Origin of the sequence: Streptomyces sp. NPDC015532 (genome assembly GCF_043078065.1) — a bacterium.
Classification (GTDB): domain Bacteria; phylum Actinomycetota; class Actinomycetes; order Streptomycetales; family Streptomycetaceae; genus Streptomyces.
Genome location: NZ_JBIBSY010000017.1, coordinates 94,233 through 116,954, shown reverse-complemented (window position 1 = coordinate 116,954; position 22,722 = coordinate 94,233). Strand labels below are relative to the sequence as shown.

The 22,722-nt window shown below is 72.7% G+C and carries 18 protein-coding genes; 8 read left to right on the top strand and 10 right to left on the bottom strand.

What is annotated here, in order from left to right; translation table 11 throughout:
- Positions 1–66: 66 nt before the first annotated feature.
- Positions 67–282 (bottom strand): type A2 lantipeptide, encoded by a 216-nt coding sequence (locus tag ACF07B_RS36090; protein ID WP_326783939.1) that lies wholly within the window; start codon positions 280–282, stop codon positions 67–69.
- A 479-nt stretch (positions 283–761) separates the two neighbouring features.
- Positions 762–1,175, bottom strand: coding sequence for a PaaI family thioesterase (locus ACF07B_RS36085; protein WP_369485976.1), 414 nt, complete (start codon positions 1,173–1,175; stop codon positions 762–764).
- 279 nt (positions 1,176–1,454) lie between these two features.
- On the opposite strand from ACF07B_RS36085, the gene ACF07B_RS36080 reads away from it, so the two are divergent.
- Positions 1,455–2,801 (top strand): S1 family peptidase, encoded by a 1,347-nt coding sequence (locus ACF07B_RS36080; protein WP_392182005.1) that lies wholly within the window; start codon positions 1,455–1,457, stop codon positions 2,799–2,801.
- Between the two features lie 147 nt (positions 2,802–2,948).
- Here the strand turns inward: ACF07B_RS36080 and ACF07B_RS36075 are convergent, their stop codons facing one another.
- On the bottom strand, positions 2,949–5,117 hold the full coding sequence (locus ACF07B_RS36075; protein ID WP_392182004.1) for a SpoIIE family protein phosphatase: 2,169 nt from the start codon (positions 5,115–5,117) through the stop codon (positions 2,949–2,951).
- A 290-nt stretch (positions 5,118–5,407) separates the two neighbouring features.
- Here ACF07B_RS36075 and ACF07B_RS36070 point away from each other — a divergent pair, with 290 nt between their 5' ends.
- On the top strand, positions 5,408–7,840 hold the full coding sequence (locus ACF07B_RS36070; RefSeq protein WP_392182003.1) for a SpoIIE family protein phosphatase: 2,433 nt from the start codon (positions 5,408–5,410) through the stop codon (positions 7,838–7,840).
- Positions 7,841–7,852: 12 nt separating this feature from the next.
- A complete protein-coding gene (locus ACF07B_RS36065) occupies positions 7,853–8,362 on the top strand; it encodes a metallophosphoesterase family protein (RefSeq protein ID WP_392182002.1) in 510 nt (169 codons plus the stop codon).
- Positions 8,363–8,419: 57 nt separating this feature from the next.
- Here ACF07B_RS36065 and ACF07B_RS36060 read toward each other — a convergent pair whose 3' ends face one another.
- The gene (locus ACF07B_RS36060) at positions 8,420–9,640 is read right to left on the bottom strand and encodes an XdhC family protein (protein WP_392182001.1); all 1,221 of its coding nucleotides are present in this window, start codon (positions 9,638–9,640) and stop codon (positions 8,420–8,422) included.
- Positions 9,641–9,892: 252 nt separating this feature from the next.
- Here ACF07B_RS36060 and ACF07B_RS36055 point away from each other — a divergent pair, with 252 nt between their 5' ends.
- From ACF07B_RS36055 to ACF07B_RS36045, 3 genes are all read left to right on the top strand, one after another.
- A complete protein-coding gene (locus ACF07B_RS36055) occupies positions 9,893–11,878 on the top strand; it encodes a GTP-binding protein (RefSeq protein WP_392182000.1) in 1,986 nt (661 codons plus the stop codon).
- Positions 11,879–11,987: 109 nt separating this feature from the next.
- The gene (locus tag ACF07B_RS36050; protein ID WP_392181999.1) at positions 11,988–13,856 is read left to right on the top strand and encodes an endoglycosylceramidase; all 1,869 of its coding nucleotides are present in this window, start codon (positions 11,988–11,990) and stop codon (positions 13,854–13,856) included.
- Positions 13,857–14,008: 152 nt separating this feature from the next.
- Positions 14,009–15,034, top strand: coding sequence for a polyprenyl synthetase family protein (locus ACF07B_RS36045; RefSeq protein WP_392181998.1), 1,026 nt, complete (start codon positions 14,009–14,011; stop codon positions 15,032–15,034).
- Between the two features lie 278 nt (positions 15,035–15,312).
- On the opposite strand, the gene ACF07B_RS36040 is transcribed toward ACF07B_RS36045, so the two are convergent.
- Positions 15,313–15,678: a nuclear transport factor 2 family protein gene (locus ACF07B_RS36040; RefSeq protein ID WP_326783928.1), complete on the bottom strand. Its 366-nt coding sequence runs from the start codon at positions 15,676–15,678 to the stop codon at positions 15,313–15,315.
- Positions 15,679–15,851: 173 nt separating this feature from the next.
- On the opposite strand from ACF07B_RS36040, the gene ACF07B_RS36035 reads away from it, so the two are divergent.
- Positions 15,852–16,148, top strand: a complete 297-nt coding sequence (locus ACF07B_RS36035; protein ID WP_369486312.1) for a hypothetical protein — start codon at positions 15,852–15,854, stop codon at positions 16,146–16,148.
- Here the strand turns inward: ACF07B_RS36035 and ACF07B_RS36030 are convergent.
- The 3 genes from ACF07B_RS36030 to ACF07B_RS36020 form a co-directional block, all read right to left on the bottom strand.
- Positions 16,145–17,107, bottom strand: coding sequence for a helix-turn-helix transcriptional regulator (locus ACF07B_RS36030; RefSeq protein ID WP_392181997.1), 963 nt, complete (start codon positions 17,105–17,107; stop codon positions 16,145–16,147). The genes ACF07B_RS36035 and ACF07B_RS36030 overlap by 4 nt on opposite strands.
- Before the next feature lie 482 nt (positions 17,108–17,589).
- Positions 17,590–19,338 carry an ABC transporter ATP-binding protein gene (locus ACF07B_RS36025; RefSeq protein WP_392182071.1) on the bottom strand — a complete coding sequence of 583 codons (1,749 nt, stop codon included), beginning with the start codon at positions 19,336–19,338 and terminating at the stop codon, positions 17,590–17,592.
- Positions 19,339–19,433: 95 nt separating this feature from the next.
- Entirely contained in the window at positions 19,434–20,018 is a 585-nt protein-coding gene (locus ACF07B_RS36020; protein WP_392181996.1) for a rhodanese-like domain-containing protein, read from the bottom strand.
- Positions 20,019–20,087: 69 nt separating this feature from the next.
- Here ACF07B_RS36020 and ACF07B_RS36015 point away from each other — a divergent pair, with 69 nt between their 5' ends.
- A complete protein-coding gene (locus ACF07B_RS36015) occupies positions 20,088–20,375 on the top strand; it encodes a metal-sensitive transcriptional regulator (protein ID WP_392181995.1) in 288 nt (95 codons plus the stop codon).
- 26 nt (positions 20,376–20,401) lie between these two features.
- Here the strand turns inward: ACF07B_RS36015 and ACF07B_RS36010 are convergent, their stop codons facing one another.
- Together ACF07B_RS36010 and ACF07B_RS36005 are read right to left on the bottom strand one after the other, a co-directional pair.
- Positions 20,402–21,151 carry a sulfite exporter TauE/SafE family protein gene (locus ACF07B_RS36010; RefSeq protein ID WP_392181994.1) on the bottom strand — a complete coding sequence of 250 codons (750 nt, stop codon included), beginning with the start codon at positions 21,149–21,151 and terminating at the stop codon, positions 20,402–20,404.
- Entirely contained in the window at positions 21,148–22,698 is a 1,551-nt protein-coding gene (locus tag ACF07B_RS36005; protein ID WP_392181993.1) for a rhodanese-like domain-containing protein, read from the bottom strand. Before ACF07B_RS36005 ends, ACF07B_RS36010 begins: the two co-directional genes overlap by 4 nt.
- Between the last annotated feature and the right edge of the window lie 24 nt (positions 22,699–22,722).

The following is a 22,722-nucleotide window of genomic DNA, read 5'->3' as shown; positions in this document are numbered from 1 at the left end:
GCTCACGGCACCCGAGAGTCCCGGAACCGGTGGGGCGGTTCCGGGACTCGGCGGCGTGAAACGCGATCAGAGACCGGCGACCAGGCCGGTGACCGGGGCGGTGTTCAGGCCGGTCACACCCTCGACGGTGCCGATGGCCGTGCCGACGATGCCGGAAACCGGGGCAACGCCGTCCACCAGGCCGGTGACGGTGCCGACGGCGTTCAGCGCGAGGCCACCGGAGACGTTGTCGAGGTCGGCGTCGGAGATCTCGGCGGTCTCGACACGGGGGGTGGAGTTCATGATGGAACTTCCCTTCATATGGATATTCACAAGGGGGAGAGCGGCCCCCTCTGGGGGACAGATGACGGCCGCCACCGCAGGGGTGCGGCTCCCGTTGCCGGGAGCAGTGCTGCGACCTCCGCGGTGCAACGGATCAAAGCACGGCCGCGGGGCGCGCTTCCAATCAACCGGGGCTCTCACCTGCGAACTTGTGCTCCATGAGCGGTGAACCGTGCACGGGTGCACACGCCTCTGCGGCCACTTCTTCACATGCTGCGCGGCATCGATCCACCCTGACCCTTGCCACTCCCGCGCCGAATCGGACAGTCCCGGCCCATCCGCGCGCGGGGGGCGCGCGACTGTGCAGATCCCCGGTCCGCGGTGACCCCGGTGAGCATGGGCTGTGCAGATTCCCTGAATCCGGGATTCCGCCGCCACTCGTCGACGGAGCGTCGTCGGCCGGTCGCTTTCCGTGCCAACGGAGGGGGTGCGGCCGTCGTTCAGCCGAGGATCGCGTACACCGTGCTCGCTCGCGCGGCGATCTCGGCCGACCCCTCCGCGGTCATCGTGATGTCCGCGAAGGCCATGCGGCGGCCCAGTTTGGTGAGGACCGCCTCGATCAGTACGTCCGCGTCCGTCACCGCCCGCTGGAAACTCGTGGACTGCTGAACCGTCGTCATGGGGACGAAGGCGCCGCGGGCCGCGGAGACCGCGATCACCGTCGCCGTGTCCGCGGCGGCCATCAGGGCCTGGCCCGACAGGGAGCCGCCCTCCCGGGCCAGCCGCGCGGACCACGGCAGCCGCAGGACCGCGCGACGGTCGTCCAGTTCGGCCACGGACAGGCCGAGGTCGAGCACCCAGGGGGCGAAGTTGTCGGCGAGGATCTTGTCGGCTTCGACGAGAGTCAGTGTCATAGGGCGCATTGTTCCCTTCCGGCAGGTGAATCCCCCTGTACGGCCCGGGGTCCGCCCCGGATGCGCGGCCACCCTCGGATGCGGCCGTCCCCTCGGGCGCGGCGCGGGGGAGGAAATGCCCTGGTTGCCTCCGCAATCGACGCCTTTGGTGAAGCCAACTCCCGCAATTTGCAATGGCAGTTGAACACCCCGGGCGGCACACGCGTATCAACGGGCAAGCAGGCGCCCCCTAGTCAGCTGCCGGACGCGGCATCGACCCCGTCCCCAGGAGGTCAAGAGTTGAGTCACAAACGGATACCCAAGCGCAAGGCCGCCATCGCGGTTGGCGGCGTCGCGGCGCTCGGAGCAGCGGCTCTGCTGCTGCCCAACGCCAACGCGTCGCAGTCGAACGGGGACGCCGCCACTCCCAGAACCTTCGCGGCGAAGGACGTCTCGGACGTCGCCTCCATGCTGGCCTCCCAACTGGGCGACACGTTCGCCGGCTCGTACTACGACGCTTCCCAGAAGCAGCTCGTCATCAATGTGGTCGGTAACAACAGCAACGTCGTCAACCAGATCGAGAAGGCCGGCGCCGTGGCCCACCAGGTGCAGAACAGCACCGCTGATCTGCGGGCCGCCGCCCAGACGCTCAAGGCCGACGCGACGGTCCCGGGCACGGCGTGGTCCGTCGACCCGAAGACCAACGAGATCCGCGTGAGCGCGGACTCCACCGTCACGGGCGACAAGTGGAACACGGTCGAGTCGACCGTCAAGAACCTCGGTTCCGGGGTGGCGACCCTCACGAAGTCCGCCGGGACCCTCAAGACCTTCGTCGACGGCGGCGACGCCATCTTCGGCGGCAACGCGCGCTGTTCGCTGGGCTTCAACGTCACCGCGGGCGACGGCACCCCCGCCTTCCTCACCGCGGGCCACTGCGGTGTCGCCGCCGCCGAGTGGTCGGACGCGCAGGGCGGTGCTCCCATCGCGACCGTCGACCAGGCCACCTTCCCCGGCGCCGGTGACTTCTCCCTCGTCAAGTACGACGACCCGGCCACGCAGGCGAACAGCGCCGTCAACGTCGGCAACGGGCAGAGCGTCCAGATCAACCAGGCCGTCGAGGCCGCGGTGGGCCAGCAGGTCTTCCGGATGGGCAGCACCACGGGTCTGCACGACGGCAACGTGACCGGTCTCAACGCCACCGTGAACTACCCCGAGGGCACCGTCACGGGCCTCATCCAGACCGATGTGTGCGCCGAGCCGGGCGACAGCGGCGGCTCCCTGTTCACCCAGGACGGCGGCGCGGTCGGCCTGACCTCCGGCGGCAGCGGCGACTGCACGGCCGGCGGCGAGACGTTCTTCCAGCCCGTCACCACCGCGCTCGAAGCGGTCGGCGCGACGCTGGGCGCCGGTGACGCGGGCGCGGGCGCGGGTGACGCGGGCGCCGGCGGCGCGGTGGACCCGAGCGCCGGTGCGGTCGACCCCGGCGCCGGTGACGCGGTGGACCCGAGCGCGGGCGCCGTGGACCCGGGTACCGGTGAGGCGGTGGACCCCAGCGCGAGCGCCAGTGACGCGGCGGGCGCGGGTACCGCCCAGAACGGGACGCACCACCGGTCCCGCAAGCACCACTCGTCCGGCGCCTCCCAGTAGTCGGCCACCGGTGACGGCCCGGGCCTCGTGCCCGGCCCCGAAACCGGTGCCTCCGGCGATCAAGAACCACTGACCGGCCAACGGAACAGGGAATTCCGGTCGACAGTGGACAGGTCCGGCCCTCCGGCGGGAGGGTCGGACCGCTCCTCATAAGGCGCCGGTCCCCCCACGCGGCCGTACCCGCAGCAGAAGCAGCGCCACGTCGTCGGGCCGCTCCCGCGCGCTCCCCTCGCCCTGCTGGAGCAGCGTGTCGGCCAGCTCGTCCAGGGGCTGGTGCCCGCTCGCGGCGAGCCGTCGCGCGAGGTCGGCGAGCGCGTCCTCGATGTCGACACCCGGGGACTCGATCAGACCGTCGGTGTACAGGGCGAGCACCGACCCCGGGACGAGCGGCACCGCGGTCGTCGGATAGACGGCGTGCGGGTCGATCCCCAGCAGCGGCCCGCCTGCCAGGTCGAGCACCTTCACCTTGCCGTCCGGACGGAGCAGCAGCGGCGGCGGATGCCCCGCCCTGGCCATCACGGCGACCCCGCGCGCCGGGTCCAGGCGCAGATACAGACAACTGGCGAACAGTTCGGTGCCCAGGTCGATGAGCAGCCGGTTGGTGCTGCCCATCACCTCCTCCGGGGCCTGGCCGACCGCCGTGTACGCGCGGACCGCGGTACGGATCTGCCCCATCAGCCCCGCCGCCGTCACGTTGTGCCCCTGCACGTCCCCGATCACCGCCGCCGCCCGGCCGTGCGAGGACACCAGGTCGTAGAAGTCCCCGCCGATGTCCATGCCCTGGGTCGCCGGCAGATAGCGTGCCGCCGCCTCGACCGAGGCCAGCGGCGGGAGCGAGGCCGGCAGCAGCGCGGCCTGGAGGCCCTGCGCGAGCTGGAGTTTCGCGTCGTAGAGCAGGGCACGCTCCAGCGCCTGGGCGATGAGACCGCTCAGACTGGTCAGCACCGCCCGCTCGTCGGGCGCGAAGTGGTGGGACTGCGCGTACCCGAGGACGCAGGTGCCCACCGGCCGTCCGGAGGCCACCAGCGGCAGATACGCCCACGCCCCCATGCCGTCGGGCGTGGCGTTCCGCGACGGATACAGCCGCTCCAGCTGCTCGCGCGAGTCGAAGAACGCGGGCACACCGGTGTTCAGCGCCTGGGTGCCCGGGGTCTGCTCGCTCAGCGGCAATCCGTTGAAGCGCTCCACGATGTGCGCGTCCGCGTAACCGCGATGCCCGAGGACGTGCATGCGCCCGGCCCGGCTGGCGAGGACCACCAGGGACTGGCTGCCGACGGCGGGCGAGATCTCGTCCGCCACCAGCTGCACCACGTCCTGCACGCCCGCCGCCTCCGTCAGCGCGCTCGCCAGACTCAGCACATGGGAGATCGTCACCAGGCGGGGGCTGCCGTCGCGCCGCTGCGGTCCCGCCCGTGTCATCTCGGACACCGGGCGGGCCCGCGAGATCCGCACGCTCAGCCCGCTCGTACTGGGATACAGGCGGAAGGAGAGCCATTCGCCCGGCGGGCGCAGCGCCACGAAGGAGGTCACGTGCTGGCTGATCAGTGCCGCCCGGTAGCGGTCCTCGTAGACCGGGTCGTTCAGCCAGGGCACGGCCGCCCACAGCTGGGTGCCCAGGAGACGGCTGACGGGCACCCCGAGCAGCTCGGCCGTAGCCGCGTTCGCGAAGCCGACCCGCCCGTGCAGATCGAGCGAGCACAGCCCGTACGGCAGGCGCCCCACCATCCGCGTGGCCTCCAGCGAGCCGAGCGTGCCGCCGGGCGCCGCCGCGGACGGCGTGAGCAGGTCCGGCTCGGGACGCAGCGGCCGGTTCTCCGCGGCGGCGCGCTCCAGACGCAGCGCCAGCCGGTCGCAGGCCGCGGTGAGGCGATCGCGTTCCCGGTCGGAGAGGTCGGGCGGATGCGAGCCGGGCCAGGTCACGTAGACGGCGCCGTACACCGTGGTGGCCGTCGCCACCGGGAGTGCGACGAGCGCGAAGGGATACGGGAGCACCACCGCGATCCGGGGATACCTGCGGGCCATGTCGTGCTCGCCGCCCACCCAGATCAGCCGCCGCTCCCGTACCGCCTCGGCGACCGGGATCGGCGCGTTCAGCCCCACGCGTTCCCATGGCGCGGCGAAGGCCCGTGGCAGTCCGGCGGAGACCGCCATCTCCAGCACCGGCTCGTCGGAGGACAGCAGGTAGACGGCTCCCGAGTGGGCGTCGACGTCGTCCAGCATCGCGGCCAGCGTCAGCGACAGCAGCGGACGTCCCACGGGGGCCTGGCGGCCGGCCGGCGCCTGCGCGGCCTCCTGTCCGTCGGACACGGCGACCACCTCCTCGCGGGGCCGTCCACGACTCCGCACCTCCAGGGGTCAAGGCTCCTCCCTGGAGGACGATCCCGCACGGCGAGCCGACCCGCCCCTCCGGCCCCGAGCCCCGCTGTCCCGGCCGGCCGCGACCCGAGCCGTCACCCCCGGCAGGGGGGCACGGTGTGAACGACACGCGTCGCGACGGATTCCCTTTCGCCCGATCGGTTGTCCCGCATGGCTTCCGCCGCAGGCCCGGCGCGTTCGGAACGGTCACAGGGGCTGCGCCCGAGCCCGGGAAGCGCTGTAATGACGGCGTGGTCAGTGAGGGTGCTGCGGAACGCGGAACGAGAACGTCGCGTGCCGAACTTGCCCTGAAGACGCTCACCGCGGATCTCGACCCACGCGAACGGCTGCACCGCCTGCTGGAACTGGCGCTCGTCTTCACCGGTGCGACCGTGGCCGCCGTGTACTCACCGAGTGTGAGCGGCGGTGAACTGCACCTGGCCGAGTCCGCGGGGGTGCCCAGGACGTTGTACGGGCTCCGCGACAGCTACCCCCTGTCCGGCGGCTCCCCGGCCGCCGAGGCCCTGCGCTCGGGACAGCCGCGCTGGCTCGGACCCGAGGAGCTCGCGCGCTGCGCCGACGCCCGCAGGCTGGCCTCCCAGGACTTCTCGCTGGCCGTGCTGCCCCTGGGCGGCAACGGCTGCCTGGTCGCCGTCAGCGAGCGCCCCGACGGCTTCGGCCCCGAGGACCGTGCCTGCCTCGGGCTGCTCGCCGATGCCGTGGTCTGCCCGCCCGCGCCGCCGCCGGACAACGCGGCGGACCTGCCCGCCAGCGCCTTCAGCCTCGCCATGGACACCGGGCACGTCGAGGTCGACCGCGAGGTGCTCGACCTGTTCGGACTGTCCTCCACCACCTTCGACGGCAAGGTCGAGACCCTGCTGTCGATGGCCGTGCCGGAGGACCTCCCGGCCCTCATGTCAGCGGTCGAACCGGACCACATGTCGATCGGTGAACGCGAGCTGGAGTTCCGAATCCTCCAGCCGTCCGGCGGCCACAAGTGGCTCCGGCTGCGCGCCCGGCTGCTGCCCTCCGCCGAGGGCCGCCCCGCACGGCTCGTGGGCACCGTCTCCGACGCCTCCAAGCTGCGTTCCGGCCTGAGCGACGTGGGCCGCGTCCAGCGGCTCGCCGCCGCGCTGGCCACCGCCGGCACCGTCCGCGACGTGGGCCAGGCCGTCGTCGCCGCCCTGCGCAAGCCCCTCCAGGCCGACCGGATCGCCGTCGCCGAACTGGAGGGCGACCGTCTCGTCGTCACGCTCCTGGACCCGCCTCAGCCGGAGTTCTGGCCGGAGCTGTGGCGCAGTGAATGGCGCTCGGAGTGGCCCGACGCGCCCGTGCGGGCCATGCCCACGCTCGCCGCGGCCCTCAACGAGGGGCGGCCCGCCATCTGGCCCGCGGGCGCGGACCTGGAATCCGCGCTCGCCGAGGTCGGCCCCGGCGGCCTCGCCGTCCTGCCGCTGCCCGCGGGCGGCCGCATGGCGGGCGCCTGCCTGATCGGCTGGGACGCCCCGCACGAGTTCGGCCCCGAGGAGCGAGCCCTGCTCACCGCGTCCGCGGGTCTCGCCGGGCAGGCCCTGGTACGCGCCCACGCCTTCGACGCCGAGCACGAACTGATCGGCATGCTCCAGCGGACCCTGCTCCCGCGACGGCTGCCCCGGCTGCCCGGCGCGGTCGCCGTCGCCCGCTATCTGCCGACCACCTCCGGCCTGGACGTCGGCGGCGACTGGTACGACGTCATCCCGCTGCCCGACAACCACGTCGCCCTGGTCATCGGTGACGTCCAGGGACACAACGCCTCGGCCGCGACCCTCATGGGCCAGATGCGCACCGCCCTGCGCGCCTACGCCGTCGAGGGCCACCCGCCGGACGTGGTGGTCTCGCACGCCAACCGGCTCCTGCTCGATCTGGAGACCGACCTCTTCGCCACCTGCTGCTATGTCGACGTCGACATGGAGGAGGGGTCCGCCTGGTATGTGCGCGCCGGACACATCCCGCCCGTGCTGCGTCACCCGAACGGCCGTACCGAGGTGCCCGAGTCGGAGACGGGACCGCCGCTCGGTGTCATCCGCCAGACCGACTTCCCCATGAGTCCGCTGCGGCTCCAGCCCGGCACCATCGTCGCGCTGACCACCGACGGTCTGGTCGAGTCCGTCGAGGTCGACATCGAGGACGGCCTCGAACGTCTCGCCGAGGGTCTGGCCGCCTCCGACCCCGCCCACCTCGGTCTCGTCGCCGACGAACTGCTCACGGGCGCCAACCGCAGCGACGACGTGGCCCTCCTGCTCATGCGGTACGACGGCATGGAGGTCCTGCCGCTCCGCGAGAGCTGGACCGTCTGGCGGGTCCCCGAGGCGGTCCGGCACGCCCGCCGCTACACCCGGCGCGCCCTGCGGACCTGGGGCGTCGGCGCGTACACGGACGCCGCCCTGCTGATCGTCTCGGAGCTCGTCACCAACGCCCTGGTGCACACCGACGGCCAGGTCAGGCTCGACCTGACCCTCGTCAACCACCGCCTGCGCATCGCGGTCGCCGACAACTCGCCCCGTACGCCGATCAAGCCCACCAGCATCGGCTGGGAGGCCACCGGAGGCCGTGGCATCCTGCTCGTCGAGGCGATGTCGGCGACCTGGGGCACGGTGCCGGTCAGCGGCGGGAAGCAGGTCTGGAGCGAGATCTCGCTCGACTGACGAGGTGAAGCCGTGCGTCTGCTGCTCATGTCCGACACCCACCTTCCGAAGCGGGCCCGGGAACTGCCCGCCGCGCTGCTCGCCGAGCTCCCCTCGGCCGATGTCGTGATCCACGCGGGTGACTGGGTGGACACCGCGACCCTCGACCTGCTGGAGGCCCGTTCCCGGCGGGTCGTCGGCGTGTACGGCAACAACGACGGCCCCGGTTTGCGGGCCCGCCTCCCCGAGATCGCCCGCGCCGAGCTGGGCGGCCTGCGCTTCGGTGTCGTCCACGAGACCGGACCCGCGCGACAGCGCGAACAGCGCTGCGCAGGGCGTTTCCCCGACCTCGACGTGCTGGTCTTCGGGCACAGCCACATCCCCTGGGACACCACCGCGCCCACCGGCCTGCGCCTGCTCAACCCCGGCTCACCGACCGACCGCCGCCGCGAGCCGTACTGCACGTACATGACCGCGACGGTGACCGACGACGGCCGGCTCACCGAGGTGACCCTGCACCGGCTGCCGCCGCGCACCGGCTGATCCCACGGTCACGGGCCGCTGGACGCGGGTCCCGGCGCGGTCGGAAAAGCCCCGGGCTCACCGCGGATGGATCACCCCGCCCCTGGCTGTCAGGGGCAGTCCGCTGCCGCCCCAGCGCAGCGCGATGATCTCCGCGGCGACGGACACGGCCACCTCCTCCGGTGTACGGGCGCCGAGGTCCAGGCCGACGGGGGAGCGCAGCCGGGACAGCTCGTGCTCCGGCACGCCGGCCGCGCGCAGCCGTTCCAGGCGGTCGTCGTGGGTGCGGCGGCTGCCCATCGCGCCGATGTACGCGGCCGGGCGGCGCAGCGCCTCCTCCAGCAGGGGCACGTCGAACTTGGGGTCGTGGGTCAGGACGCAGATCACCGTGCGCTCGTCGGTCGTCGTGCCGCTCAGGTAGTGGTGCGGCCAGTCCACGACGACCTCCACACCCGCCGGGAAGCGCTCGGGCGTGGCGAACGCCGGACGGGCGTCGCACACCGTGACGCGGTAGCCGAGGAAGGCTCCGATGCGGGCCACGGCGGACGCGTAGTCGATAGCGCCGAAGACCAGCATGCGCGGAGGCGGTGCGAAGGAGTGCAGGAAGACGGTGACGGCGTCCTCGCGCCGCTCACCGTGCGGCCCGTAGTGCCGACGCCCCGTCGCCCCCTGGGCCAGTTCCCCCCGCGCGTCGGCGGCGACGGCGGCGTCCAGCCCCCCGGACCCGAGCGACCCGACCGTCCCGGCGTCCGGGTCCGTGGGCCCGGGTGGAGCGGAGGCGGCGCCGTCCGGGCCCGCCGAGCCGGGCGCGCCGTCCGGGCCGGTGGAGGCCGTCGAGCCGGGGGTCGCGCTCCCGGCCGGGGTCCCGTCAGGCCGGACGGCCAGCGTCGCCCCGCGTGGCGCGGGGCCGTCGAGCACCGTGGCCAGCGTCACCGGGCGGCCCGCCGCCACCGACTCGGCCACCGCCGCGAAGGCCGGATCGCCGGCGGCCGACACCCGCCGGACCAGCAGGGTGATCTCTCCGCCGCAGGTGAGTCCCACGGCGAAGGCGTCCTCGTCGCTGTACCCGAACGTCTCCAGGCGGGCCTCGCCCGAGGCGATCACCTCCCGGGCCAGCTCGAAGACCGCGCCCTCGACACAGCCGCCGGACACACTGCCCACGACCTCGTCGCCCGGGCCCACCGCCATGGCCGCGCCCGGGTCGCGGGGCGCGCTGCGGTCGACCGCCACCACCGTGGCCAGCCCGAAGGGCGATCCGGCCGCGTACCACGCGGACAGCGTGGGGAGGAGGTCACGCATCGTCCGCTCCTCTCGCCGCGGGGCGGGGCCGTCCCGGGGATCCGGTCACCTCGAAGGACCAGGATCCGGTCACCTCCAAGGATCCGCCCCGCGACGAGATTTCGTTGAGCGTTAATGCGTTGCCGTCGCGGGTGGCCACCTGCTGCACTGACGGGACCGCGTTCACCGGGACCGAAGAGGAGCAGCTCATGCGCGCACCGTTCATGTCCGCCCAGGAAGGAATCACTCTCATCTCAAAGGACATGACACCCGGTGCATATGCTCAACCTGGGAATCCTGGCGCACGTAGACGCCGGTAAGACAAGCCTGACCGAGCGGCTGCTGCACACGGTCGGGGTCATCGACGAGATCGGCAGCGTCGACGACGGCAACACCCGGACCGACTTCCTCGCGCTGGAGCGGCAGCGCGGCATCACGATCAAATCCGCCGTCGTCTCCTTCGCGATCGACGACCTCACCGTCAACCTGATCGACACCCCCGGTCACCCGGACTTCATCGCCGAGGTGGAACGGGTGCTCGGCGTGCTCGACGGCGTCGTCCTCGTCGTCTCGGCCGTGGAGGGCGTGCAGGCGCAGACACGCGTGCTGATGCGGACGCTCCAGCGGCTGCGCATTCCCACGCTGATCTTCGTGAACAAGATCGACCGCCGCGGTGCCCGGTGCGAGGAGATCCTGGACAAGATCTCCGAGCGCCTCACCCCGGCGATCGTCCCGATGGGCGAGCCCGGCGAACTGGGCACGCGGGCCGCGTACTTCGCTCCCTACGCCGCCGACCGGCTGCGGCCGCGTCTCCTGGACCCGCTGGCCGGGCACGACGATGAGCTGCTGGCCGCGTACGTCGAGGACGGCGTGTCGGACGCGTGTCTGCGCGCGGCGCTCGTCCGGCAGACCGGGCAGGCCCTGGTGCACCCGGTGTTCTTCGGGTCGGCCATGACAGGCGCGGGCGTCACCGAACTGATCGGCGGGATCCGGGAGCTGCTGCCCACGGCGAAGGCGGACGCCGAGGGGCCGCTGTCGGGCACCGTCTTCAAGGTCGAGCGGGGAGCGGCCGGGGAGAAGATCGCGTACGCGCGGATGTTCTCGGGCACCCTGCGGACCCGTGACCGCCTGCTCCTGCGCGACGGCGAGGAGGGCAAGGTCACCGCGATCAGCGTCTTCGACCAGGGGTCGGCGATCCGTGAGGCGAGTGTGACCGCGGGACGCATCGGCAAGCTGTGGGGGCTCGGCGCGGTCCGGATCGGCGACACCATCGGTGAACCGCGACTCTCGACGGCGGGCGGACACCATTTCGCTCCGCCGACCCTGGAGACCGTCGTCTCGCCCGGCCGACCGGCCGACAGGGGTGCGCTGCACACGGCGCTCACCCAACTCGCCGAACAGGACCCGCTGATCGGTCTCCGGCACGACGAACTGCGCGGGGAGATCTCGGTATCGCTCTACGGCGAGGTCCAGAAGGAGGTCCTCCAGGCGACCCTGGCCGACGAGTACGGCATCGACGTCCTGTTCCGCGAGACGACCCCGCTGTGTGTCGAACGGCCCCTGGGCACCGGCGCGTCGGTCGAGTTCAACAAGAGGGACCCGAATCCCTTCCTCGCGACCGTGGGACTGCGGGTCGACCCGGCGCCGATCGGATCCGGTGTGGCGTTCCGGCTGGAGGTCGAGCTCGGATCGATGCCGTACGCGTTCTTCAAAGCGGTCGAGGACACCGTCCAGGAGACGCTGGGACAGGGACTGCACGGCTGGCAGGTCACCGACTGCGCCGTCACGATGACGCACTCGGGCTACTCGCCGCGCCAGAGCCATGCCCACCAGGGATTCGACAAGAGCATGTCCAGCACGGGTGCCGACTTCAGGGGCCTGACCCCGCTGGTGCTGACGGCCGCACTGCGCGCGGCCGGGACCCAGGTGTACGAGCCGATGAACGCGTTCCGTCTGGAGGCGCCCGCGGACACGCTCGGCGCCGTGCTGCCCCTGCTGGCCCGGCAGCGGGCGGTGCCGCGGACCACCCGGATCGAGGGGTCCTCGTGTGTGCTGGAGGGGGTCCTCCCGGTGGTGCGGGCGCATGAGCTGGAGCAGCGGCTCCCGGGGCCGACGCGCGGAGAGGGTGAGCTGGAATGCTCCTTCGACCACTACGCGCCGGTGGCGCGGGACGCGATCCCGGACCGTCCCCGGACCGATCTGAACCCGCTGGACCGCAAGGAGTATCTGCTGAACCTGACCCGCAGGCTCGGAGGGTGAGCCGGCCGGCCGTGCTGTCGACCCTGTGCGCGGAGGCGGGTGAAACGAGAAACTTACTCATGAGTCAGAGGTGTTGACGGCTCCTGATGCCGGCGGGACTGTTGTGGACATGACGAAGTTACGTGCGCGTCTGCTCGGCGTCCTCGTACTCCTCACCGGTCTCCTCGCGGCGGCGGGCACCCGGCCCGCCGCCGCGGACGGACTCCCCGACTCCCTCTGGTTCGACCAGCCGGCCGCCGCCGCTCTCACGGTCGTGAACGGCCGCTTCACCGACGGCCTCGGCCGCGAGGTCGTCCTGCGCGGCTACAACGTCTCCGGCGAGACCAAGCTGGAGGAGAACGGCGGACTGCCCTTCGCCTCGGTCGCCGACGCGGCGAAGTCCGCGTCGGCGCTGCGCGCCCTCGGCGGCGGCAACTCCGTGCGCTTCCTGCTCTCCTGGGCGCACGCCGAACCGGCCCGCGGCCAGGTCGACAACGCCTACCTCGCCGCGGTCACCGACCAGATGCGAGCCTTCCTCGACGCGGGAATCCGTGTCTTCCCCGACTTCCACCAGGACCTCTCCTCCCGCTACCTCTTCAACCCGGGAAGCTGGTACTCGGGTGACGGCGCCCCCAAGTGGGCCGTGACCGCGGGCGGTTACCCGCAGGAGTCCTGCGGCATCTGCCTCTTCTGGGGTCAGAACATCACCCAGAACAACGCCGTGAAGGCCGCGCAGTACGACTTCTGGCACAACTCCTACGGACTCCAGGACGCCTTCCTCACCACGGCCCAGGCCGCCATGACGTACGTCCGGCAGCACCTCACCACCGCCGAGTTCGCGGGCGTAGCCGGCTTCGACCCGTACAACGAGCCCTACGCGGGCAGTTACGACTCGGGCCAGACCAGCCGCACCTGGGAACGCGACCTGCTCTGGCCGTTCTACGGAAAGTTCCGGGCCCGCATGGACGCGGCCGGCTGGCAGGACAAGCCGGCCTTCGTGGAACCCAACCTCTTCTGGAACGCCAACATCGCCTCCCAGAAACAGGAGGGCGGACTGCTCGACGCGGGCACCCTCGGCCCGCGCTATGTGCTCAACACCCACTTCTACGACCAGAAGGCCATCTCGGGCATCCTCATGTGGGGCAAGGCGGGAGACGGCCAGTACACCGGCGACTTCGGCACGGTACGGAACCGGGCCGGCGCCGCCGGGACGGCGGCCGTCGTCTCCGAGTTCGGCCACCCGCTCTCCGGAACCGTCTCGGACAAGGCGCCGACCGTCGACAAGGCGATGTACCAGGCCCTCGACTCCCGGCTCCCCGGGTCCGGCTGGTGGTCGGGAGCGGCCTCGTCCGGACCGGTCCTGTCGGGTACCCAGTGGCAGTGGGACATCTACAGCGGCCGTCACCACGAGCTGATGAACGACAACCCCCGCAAAGTCCTGACCTCGGGCGACGCCTGGAACGACGAGGACCTCTCCGCCGTGCGCCTCGACGACTCGGGCACGGCCGTGCTGCGCCAGGACGCCCGGCTCCTCGACCGCCTCTACCCCGGTGCCACCACGGGCACCACCCTCGCCTTCACCTACGAGGACCGCTCCCGCGACGGCTCCACCACCCTGACCTGGAACCCGGTCCCCTCGACCCTCCCGCAGGTCTCCCAGCTCGTCGGAACGGGCCAGTACGGCCTGCTCGTCTGGCGCTCCGACGGCGGCTCCGCCCCGACGGAACTCCATCTGCCGGCCTCGTTCCCCACCGGGGCCACGACGGTGGTGTCCGACCTCGGAGCGCTGGTCTCCCCTCCCGCCTACACTCCGGCCACGCCCGTCGCCGTGGCTCCCGAGCCGGGCGGCACCGGAAGCCGCCGCCTCCTGCTCACCGCGTCCGGCTCGGGAAGCGTGCACTACGCGCTGGTCACGAACGGGGCGAGCACCCCGTCCGCCGCCCTGCTGAACGGAGCCCGGACCGAACTGGCCGCCTGGGCGGCGGCCAGGTTCGGCTGAGTACCGCCCACGGACCGGGGCGGGGTGCGCGGCCCGTGACCCGCGGCTTCACCGGAGAAAAAGGAGGACACTCAAGGAACAAGCCATGGCACGAAGTTGCTCTAGCTCGCCATCATGACGAATGATCGAATCGGTGCTCGAACAATTCGGTGGTGGGGGTGGGCGGCGTGCGGGCGAAGTCGTACTTGGATCTGCATCGGGAGATGTCCGCGGACATCGAGGCGGAGCGCTCGTCCGCGCTCGGCATGCTGGGTCCGTCGGCCGGGTCCGTCCGGGCGGCGGTCGCCGAACTCCTGGAACACCGGACCTTCGCCTACCCGTTGTCCGTGCTGCCGGTGATCGTCCACGCCGTGGAGACGGGGGCGCCCGGACCGGCCGTTCCGCTGGCCGTCGTCCACGAACTGTGGTGGACCTCCGCGTGCTACCTGGACGACCTCGCCGACGGCCAGGCCGTCTTCGCCGCCGGCGCTCTCGGCGAGAGCGAGGCGCTGCTCGCCACGGTCATCAGCGGAATTCCGCTTCCCCTGCTCGTCGTTCAGTCGCCGCGGATCCCCGAGAAGGCGCGCGGCCCGCTGTCGGCCGAGGTCGTGAGGTGCTGGATCACCGCGACCGAGGGGCAGTTGAGGGATCTGCGCGCGGACGTCGGGGCGGCCACCCGTGACGCCGTGGTCACGGCCTACCTCGGCAAGTCCGGCGCCCCGTTCAGCATGGTCACCGCCATGGCCGCGCTGCTGGCCGACCGCTCGGACGAACGAGTCGAGCTGTGGCGGGAGTTCGGCAACGTCCTCGGCATCCTGTGGCAGCTCTTCAACGATCAGCAGGACATCCTGACCGGCCGCAACGAGGACCTCGCGAACGGCACGGTGACCTATCTGCTGGCCTGCGCGGTGGAGAGCGCCGGCCGGGATTCCGCGGGCCACGTCCTGGAACTGCACGCCGCCGCACGCCACTCGCCCGACGCCGGGGCGGCGCTCACCGGCATCCTTCTCGCACCGGAGGTGCTGCGCCGCTACGAGGAGGACATCGCCGTCTTCCGCGACCGGGCCCATCGCCTCCTGTACGAACTCGGGGGCGACGCGGCCTATTCGGCCGTCCTGCACGACCTCGTGGACCGGGCCTCCCCGATGCTTCTGCGGGCGGCGGAGCCCGTCGCCCGAGAGGTCGCGCCCCAGCTCTGACGGCGACCTCGCCCCGCTCGAAGCCGGCACGAGCCGGCCGGGCGGCACTCACCGGGGCCGGATGCGAAGCCTTCGGGGGGTGCGGGCCACCGGGGGGCGCGGACGCGAACGCGCGGTCCGCAGCACCGAGTCCAGCAGGGAGGCGGACACCCGCAGACCCGCCGCGGAGAGCGCGTGCCGCCGTCGAGGCCGGTCCGGGCGGGAACTGCCCATCGCCGCGCCCGCGGAGAAGGTCCAGGTCAGACGAGACGTGACCTGGACCTTCGGCCAGTTCCTCCCTACTCGTCCCATGCCTGTACCAGCGTCTGCTCGATGATCTTGCCGTCGCGCAGCGACATCATCGACGTGCTCATCACCCGGACCCCGTCCGCGTAGACGCAGGTCTCGGTGTAGGCGACGTGGTCGCCCTGGACGACGCACTGGTCCATCTTGTGCGTCATGTCCCGGCTGTAGACGTCGTCGAGCATCTCGGCGATCTCGGCGCGACCGTGTTTGACCATCGGGTGGCTCGGCTGGGTGTTGCGGTCGACGATGCGCAGTTCCGCGTCGTCCGCGTAGAGCGACAGCAGATCTGCCGCACTGTGTCCTTCAATGCCCCGGCGCAGCGCCTCGGTGTCGAAGGCGGGGGCTGCCGCTGTGCCCATGGGTGACCTCCTCAGGAAGGCGCGGACCGACAACGAGCCGGCCGCGAAGCGCCTCAGTATCGAGCGTCCTCCGCCTGGGGGCCCACGGCAAACGCAAGGTGCCCGATGCGCCTCTCGGGTGAGCGCGGACCCCGGGCCGTGTCCGCTCGGGGGCCCACGCCGTTGCTGATTGCATGATCTCAACACGACGTATCGTCGCCGCCGTTGGTCTCGCCGTCGGCGTCACGGGGCTTGTCGCGCCGATGGCGGCGGCCGCGGGTTCCGACGCTCACGACGCCGGGAAGCTGAACCCCATGACCACGCTCGACTCGCTCGCGGCGAACGACATCCCCGCCGAGCAGCAGGCCGGGCTCCCACGGCCCTCCGCCCAGCTCGCGGGCCTGAACCGGCTGAACGATCTGAACCAGCTGCACCAGGTCACCGACCTGGCCGCGCCCGTCACCGGACTGCTCCCGGGCATCGAGGGCTAGGGCCCGGCAGGCCGGCGGGCGGCGGCAGCGGCGGCATCCCCTTCGTTCCGTGCCGAGGGGATGCCCGTGCCCCGTTCGCGTACCGCCGTGCGGAACGCGATGGGCGCCTGCCCGGCACGCTGGTGGAAGTACTTGGCGAAGTTCGTGGCGCTGGAGAAGCCGAGCTGCGCGGCGATGCGGGCCGCGGCCAGGTCGGTGTGGGCGAGCAGCCGCTTGGCCTCCAGGATCACCCGGCGGTCGATGAACTCCTTGGCGCCGATCCCCGCCGATTCGAGGGCGGCCCGGGACAGCGTGCGGGCCGAGTAGCCGAGGGTGAGGGCGTAGTCGTCCACCCGCCGGGTGCGCGCGAAGTCCCGCTCGACGGTCGCGCGGAAGCGAAGAAAGGTTTCGCCGGGTCCGGCCGGAGGGGGGTCCGATCCCTCCGGATGGGACAGGCGCAGGATCAGTACGTCCAGCAGATGACGCAGTACGGCGCCTCGCGCGTCGCGCGGCAGCCGTCCGGGTGCCCGGAACTCGTGCTCCAGATGGTCGGTCGCCACGCGCAACGAGGTGGCGACCTCGGCCTCGGGGGTGCGCAGCACGGGGGCGTGCGGGTCGTCGAGCCGGGCCGCGCGGACGGTGGCCGCGCACGGGAAGTCCCGCTCGAAGGCGATCAGTGTCCCCTCGGCCCCCGAGAGATCCCCCCACTGCACGACCTGCCCGGGGCGCGTCCACAGCCAGGAGTCCCGCTCGACGTCATGGGCGGTGAAGTCCACGCGCTGGCGCAGGGTGCCCGAGGCCAGCGTGAGTACCTGGTGGAACGCGGGACGCTGCGGCGCGCCGAGATCGGTGCCGTGGGCACGGGTGCGGGCGCGCAACGCCGCGAGGGAGATCACTTCCAGGCCGGCGGGTGGGCCGACGGGGGCCGCGAAGATGATCCCGGGGACGGCCTGCTCGGCCGGGTGTCGGTTGTTGACCATGATCAGTCGCCTGCGTATCCGGGTGGGACGTGCCTCGCCGCCCGGTCGGGGGTGGCGGCGTGCGGACGACCGCCCCGGGGCGGAAGGAAGGCATCACCATAGAGGAGAGCGGGGCCGTCGCCAAGGAACCGACGCGGGCTTCTTCGCCGGGCGTGGTGGAGGGAGGCGGTCCGGATGCCGGGGCGCGGTCATCGTGCGGGGGTCGTTCCGCGGCTCGGTGCCGGGGTGGGTCGCCGTGCCGGGGCGTTTGCGTGGGGCCCGTGCCGGGGTGTGGTCGCCGTGCCGGTGGCGTTGCGTGGGGCTGTTTCGGGGTGTGGTCGCCGTGCCGGGGGCGTTCCGCGGCACGGTGTCGGGGTGCGGTCGCCGTGCGGGGGTCGTTCCGCCTCGCGGTGTCGGGTTGCGGTCGCTGTGCCGGGGCTCGCGGGGCGTGGGGTCGGGGTGTGGTCACCGGCCGGGATCACCCCGCGGCGCGGTGCCCGGGGTCACCCCGTGGTCGCGAGGAACTGGGTGGCGGCCAGCTCGGCGTAGAGCTGATCCTCCGCGACGAGGTCGCGGTGGGTGCCCACGGCGCGGACGCGGCCCGCGTCCATCACGACGATGCGGTCGGCCGTCGTGACCGTGGACAGCCGGTGCGCGACCACGAGAACCGTGGTCGTACGGGCCACATCGGCGACCGTGTCGCGCAGCGCGGCCTCGTTGACCGCGTCGAGCTGCGAGGTGGCCTCGTCGAGGAGCAGCAGCCGGGGGCGGCGCAGCAGGGCCCGCGCGATGGCGACGCGCTGACGCTCGCCGCCGGACAGCTTGGTGCCGCGATGCCCGACCAGGGTGTCCAGACCGTTCGGCAGCCGGGACACGAGTCCGTCGAGGCGGGTCGTCCTCAGCACCCGCGTCAGTTCGCCCTCCTCGGCCTCCGGATTTCCGAGCAGGAGATTGTCGCGGAGCGATCCGGACAGCACCGGCGCGTCCTGCTCGACGTAGCCGATGGCGGACCGGAGCCGGGGCAGCTCCCACTCCTCCAGCGCGCGGCCGTCCACACGGATGAGGCCCGCCTCGGGCTCGTAGAACCGCTCGATGAGCGAGAACACGGTGGTCTTGCCGGCTCCGGAAGGGCCGACGAACGCGGTCAGGCCCCGGGCCGGGACGGTGAACGTCACACCGTGGTGGACGTACGGCAGGTCGTCGCTGTACCGGAAGCGGACGTCCTCGAAGGCGAGCGTCGCCGGCTCCGCGCCCGGCGTCGGCAGGGGCGCGGGCGGGGCGGCGGGTTCGGCGGGCAGCCGCAGGGCCTCCTGGATACGGGCGAGCGCGGCGGCCCCCGTCTGGTACTGCGTGACCGCGCCGACCACCTGCTGGATCGGTGACATCAGGTAGAAGACGTACAGCAGGAAGGCGACCAGGGTGCCGACGTCGATGGCGCCGGTCGCGACCCGGGCGCCGCCCACCGCGAGGACCGTGATGAAGGCGACCTGCATCGCCAGACCGGCCGTGTTGCCGGCGGCCGCCGACCATCCGGCCGCCCGCACGCTCTGCCGCCAGGACTCCTCGGCGGCCTCGTGGACGCTCCGCTCCTCGCGGTGCTCGGCGCCCGACGCCTTGATCGTCCGCAGCGCGCCGAGGGTCCGCTCCAGCGACGCCCCCATCACCCCGACGGCGTCCTGCGCCTGCCTGCTCGCCCGGTTGATGCGCGGCACGATCAGGGCGAGCACCGAACCCGCGCACAGCACCACGCCCAGCGTGACGCCGAGGAGCACCACGTCGACCAGGCCCATCATCACCACCGTCGCGACGAGGGTGAGGCCGCCGGTGCCGACGCCGACCAGCGAATCCGTCGTGACCTCGCGCAGCAGGGTCGTGTCGGAGGTGATGCGCGCCATCAGGTCGCCGGGCTCGCTGCGGTCCACGGCGGGTATGCGCAGCCGCAGCAGATACGACGACAGGGCGCGGCGCGCGCCGAGGACCACCGACTCCGCGGTGCGCCGCAGAACGTACGAACCCAGCGCTCCCACCGCCGCGTTGGTCACCACGAGGGCCGCCATGCCGAACAGGGCCCGTCCGATCGGTCGGTCGTGCGACAGATCGTCGATGAGCCCGCGCGCCACCAGCGGCAGCAGCAGACCGGTGGCCCCGGTCGCGAGTGCCAGGAGCGCGCCCCCGAACAGCGCCCGGCGGTGGGGTCGTACATACCCGGACAACAGGCGCCACGCGGGCAGCTCGGGTTCGGCCTCGGTCAGGCTCACGGCGCTCCTCGCGGACTGGGGACAGGGCACTCAGGCTACGTGGGCGGCATCGGCGGACCGGCCCCGACTGCCCCGGATCCGGGCGGACTTCAGGACACGCGCCTAGCGAGTGCCGCGAGGGTGGCGTCGAGGTCCGCCGGGCGGGGCCGGTTGTGCGGGAGCCGCGAGAGCAGCGCGGCCATGCCGCAGGTGTTCGTGAGCGCCGAGAAGACCAGACCGCCCGCGACGCCGGCGGAGAGCAACTGCCAGGCGGGGTGCAGGAGTCCGAGGGCCAGACCGGCGAGGACGATGCCGCCGGCGGTGAACCGGACCTGGCGTTCCATGGACCAGTTGGCCCGCGTCGCGGTGGCCGGGCGGTGCAGTTCGTGGCCGCGCTCCGTCCAGGCGCCGGTGCCGCCGGTGAGTGAGGCCGCGGGCACGCCGTGCTCGGCCAGCAGGGCGCGGGCGGTCGCCGAGCGGTTGCCGGAGGCGCAGACCACGAGCAGTTCGCTCCGGGCGTTCCCGAGCACGGGCAGCGCACGGCGGAGCCGGTCCAGCGGCACGTTCAGGGCGCCCGGCAGATGGCCGGAGGCGTATTCGCCCGGGGTGCGGACGTCGATGACGGTCAGCTCGCCGAGGCGGCCATGGGCCTGGTCGACGTCGAGGGAATCGGGGGTGTTCACGCGGAGTATCATCCTTGCTCTTCGGTGGTGCCCCACAGGGCGGAGTACCATACCCCTAGGGGTATAGACGGAGGAGTGTTCGTGGAACTGGAACTCGCTGGTGACGAACTGAAGTCGGTGCTGAACCGGCTGCGACGGGCGCAGGGGCAGATCTCCGGAGTGATCCGGATGATCGAGGAGGGGCGTGACTGCGAGGACGTGGTCACCCAGCTCGCCGCCGCCTCGCGTGCCCTGGACCGGGCCGGCTTCGCGATCATCGCCACCGGGCTCCAGCAGTGTCTGACCGACGTCGAGAAGGGCGCGAGGAACGGCGAGGACAGTGATCGGATGAGGGCCCGGCTGGAGAAGCTCTTCCTGTCCCTGGCCTGAGCCTCACAGCGTCCCCGGCCTGAGCCTCACAGCACGACGTCCACGAGCATCAGCACCGCCACGGCCAGCAGGGCCCAGGCGAAGATCCGCTGAAGCGTGCCGCCGGACACCCGGGCCGCGAGTCGCTTCCCGTCCCACGCGCCGAGGACGGCGGCCCCGGCGAACGGCGCGACGACCGCCCAGTCGAGGCTCTGCGCCGTGCCCGCGCGGGCGACCAGTGCCGCGAGTGAGTTCGCCGTGATCACCAGCAGGCTGGTGCCGACGGCGGCCCGCATCCGCAGACCCACGACGTTCACGAGGGCCGGTACGGCGAGAAAGCCGCCGCCCACCCCCAGCACCCCGGTCACCGCGCCGAGGCCGGCGCCCGTCCCGGTGATCCGGCCGGTCCCCGCGGGCGCGGCCCCCGCCCCACCGGCAGCCGGGGGACGGAGCATCCGCCATGCCGCGAGGCCCGCGATCAGCGAGAACGCGCCGGTCAGCACGGCCGGAGGAAGCCGTCCGGAGAGCGCCCCGCCCAGTGCCGCGGGGATCAGCCCGGCCGCCGCGAACAGCGCTCCGGCGCGCCAGCGGACGGTGCCCTCCCGGGCGTGCGCCGACAGCGCGGTCACCGAGGTGAGGGTGACGATGACCAGACTCGCGGTGGTGGCCGCCGAGGGAGTGAATCCGAGCAGGTAGATCAGGGCGGGCACGGTCAGCACACTGCCACCGCCGCCCAGTGCGCCGAGCGCGAGCCCGGTCACGGCTCCGGCGACGAGGGCGAGGATCAGGACGCTCACGCCGCGGGGCCCTCGGACTCGCGGTCGGCCGCGCCGGGGGCAGAGGGGGCAGTGGGGACGGAGAGGGCGCCGGGGGTGCCAGGGACGCCGGGGGCAGAGGGTATGGCAGGGGCACCGGGGACGGAGGAGATGAAAGGGGTGCCAGGGAGGGCAGGGGTGGAGGGGGCGCCGGGGGTGGAGGGGGTGCTCGGCGTCATGGGCAGACCGGAGGCGGCCGCTGCGGCGAAGGAGTCGTCGACGGCCACGACGTCCCGGTCCGCCGCGTCGAGCAGGGAGGCGGCGACGGCGGCCCGCATGCCTCCGGCGCAGTGCACCCAGACGGTTCCGGGGGGTATCTCCGCGAGCCGGTCGCGTACCTGGTGCACCGGGATGTGCACCGACCCCGCTATATGGCCCCCGGCGCGTTCGGAGTCGCGCCGGACGTCCAGGATCACGGGCCGTCCGGGGGAGGCGTACTCCCCGGCCAGTTCGGCGAAGCCGGCGCGCCGGAAGGCGCGCGGTCGTTCCCCCTCACGCAGCCAGTCGGCCGGCGAGCCGATCGCCGCGGCGGCCGGACGGTCCACGCCGACCTGCGTCAACTCGCGCTGTGCGTGGGCGAGTTGTTCCGGAGATTCGGCGAGCAGCGTGACCGGCCTGCCCCAGGGCAGCAGCCAGGCCAGATAGACGGCGAGCTGCCCGTCCGCCTCGAAGTTGACCGCTCCGGCGACATGCCCCGCGGCGAACGCGAGCCGCCCGCGCAGGTCCACGACCCATTCGCCGGCCGCGAGCCGCGCGGCGATCTCCGCGGCGTCCGCACGCGCGGGCGGGGTCAGATCGATGGCGCCCGGACCCCCGGCGTTGGCGGGGCCCATGTGGGCGTAGTACGCGGGCACGTCGTCGAGTCCGGCGAGCAGGTCCGCGACGAAGGAGTCGACATCCTTGACCAGGGCATCGTTTCCGGCGCGCTCGCGTCCGATCGTGGTCGCGTCGCCCTCGGCGGTTCCGGCGGAACAGAAGCTGCCGAAGCCGTGGGTGGGCAGGACGGCGGTCCCGTCGGGCAGCTCGGCCGCGAGCCGGTGCGCCGAGGCGTGCTGGGCGCGGGCCAGCTCCCCGGTCAGCCGGGGCTCCACCAGATCGGGCCGGCCGACCGTGCCGATGAGGAGCGATCCGCCGGTGAAGGCCGCGACGGCCTGCCCGTTCTCCCGGAGCACGTACGAGGTGTGGTGCGGGGTGTGTCCGGGCGTGGCCAGCGCCTCCAGTGTCAGTCCGGTGTCCACCGGGACGGTGTCCCCGTCCGACACGGGGACCCGCTCGAACGCGACCCGGGCACCGGCCGGGACCAGGTAGGCGGCCCCGGTGAGCCGGGCCAGTTCCAGGCCGCCGCTCACGTAGTCGTTGTGCAGGTGCGTCTCGACGACGTGGGTGATCCGCACGCCCCGCCGGGCCGCCGCCGTGATCACCCGCTCGATGCCCCTGGGCGGATCGACGGCGACGGCGGCGCGCGGGCCACCGGCCAGATAGCTCCGGTTGCCCAGGCCCGCCACCTCGATGGTGTCGACGAAGAACACGGCAGCACTCCTTTCCCGCGGGAA

Bases quoted from the DNA above. Each gene is read 5' to 3' on its own strand.
- ACF07B_RS36090 (WP_326783939.1), bottom strand. From the start codon at position 282: ATGAACTCCACCCCCCGTGTCGAGACCGCCGAGATCTCCGACGCCGAC.
- ACF07B_RS36085 (WP_369485976.1), bottom strand. From the start codon at position 1,175: ATGACACTGACTCTCGTCGAAGCCGACAAGATCCTCGCCGACAACTTC.
- ACF07B_RS36060 (WP_392182001.1), bottom strand. From the start codon at position 9,640: ATGCGTGACCTCCTCCCCACGCTGTCCGCGTGGTACGCGGCCGGATCG.
- ACF07B_RS36050 (WP_392181999.1), top strand. From the start codon at position 11,988: ATGACGAAGTTACGTGCGCGTCTGCTCGGCGTCCTCGTACTCCTCACC.
- ACF07B_RS36040 (WP_326783928.1), bottom strand. From the start codon at position 15,678: ATGGGCACAGCGGCAGCCCCCGCCTTCGACACCGAGGCGCTGCGCCGG.
- ACF07B_RS36035 (WP_369486312.1), top strand. From the start codon at position 15,852: ATGATCTCAACACGACGTATCGTCGCCGCCGTTGGTCTCGCCGTCGGC.
- ACF07B_RS36030 (WP_392181997.1), bottom strand. From the start codon at position 17,107: ATGGTCAACAACCGACACCCGGCCGAGCAGGCCGTCCCCGGGATCATC.
- ACF07B_RS36020 (WP_392181996.1), bottom strand. From the start codon at position 20,018: ATGATACTCCGCGTGAACACCCCCGATTCCCTCGACGTCGACCAGGCC.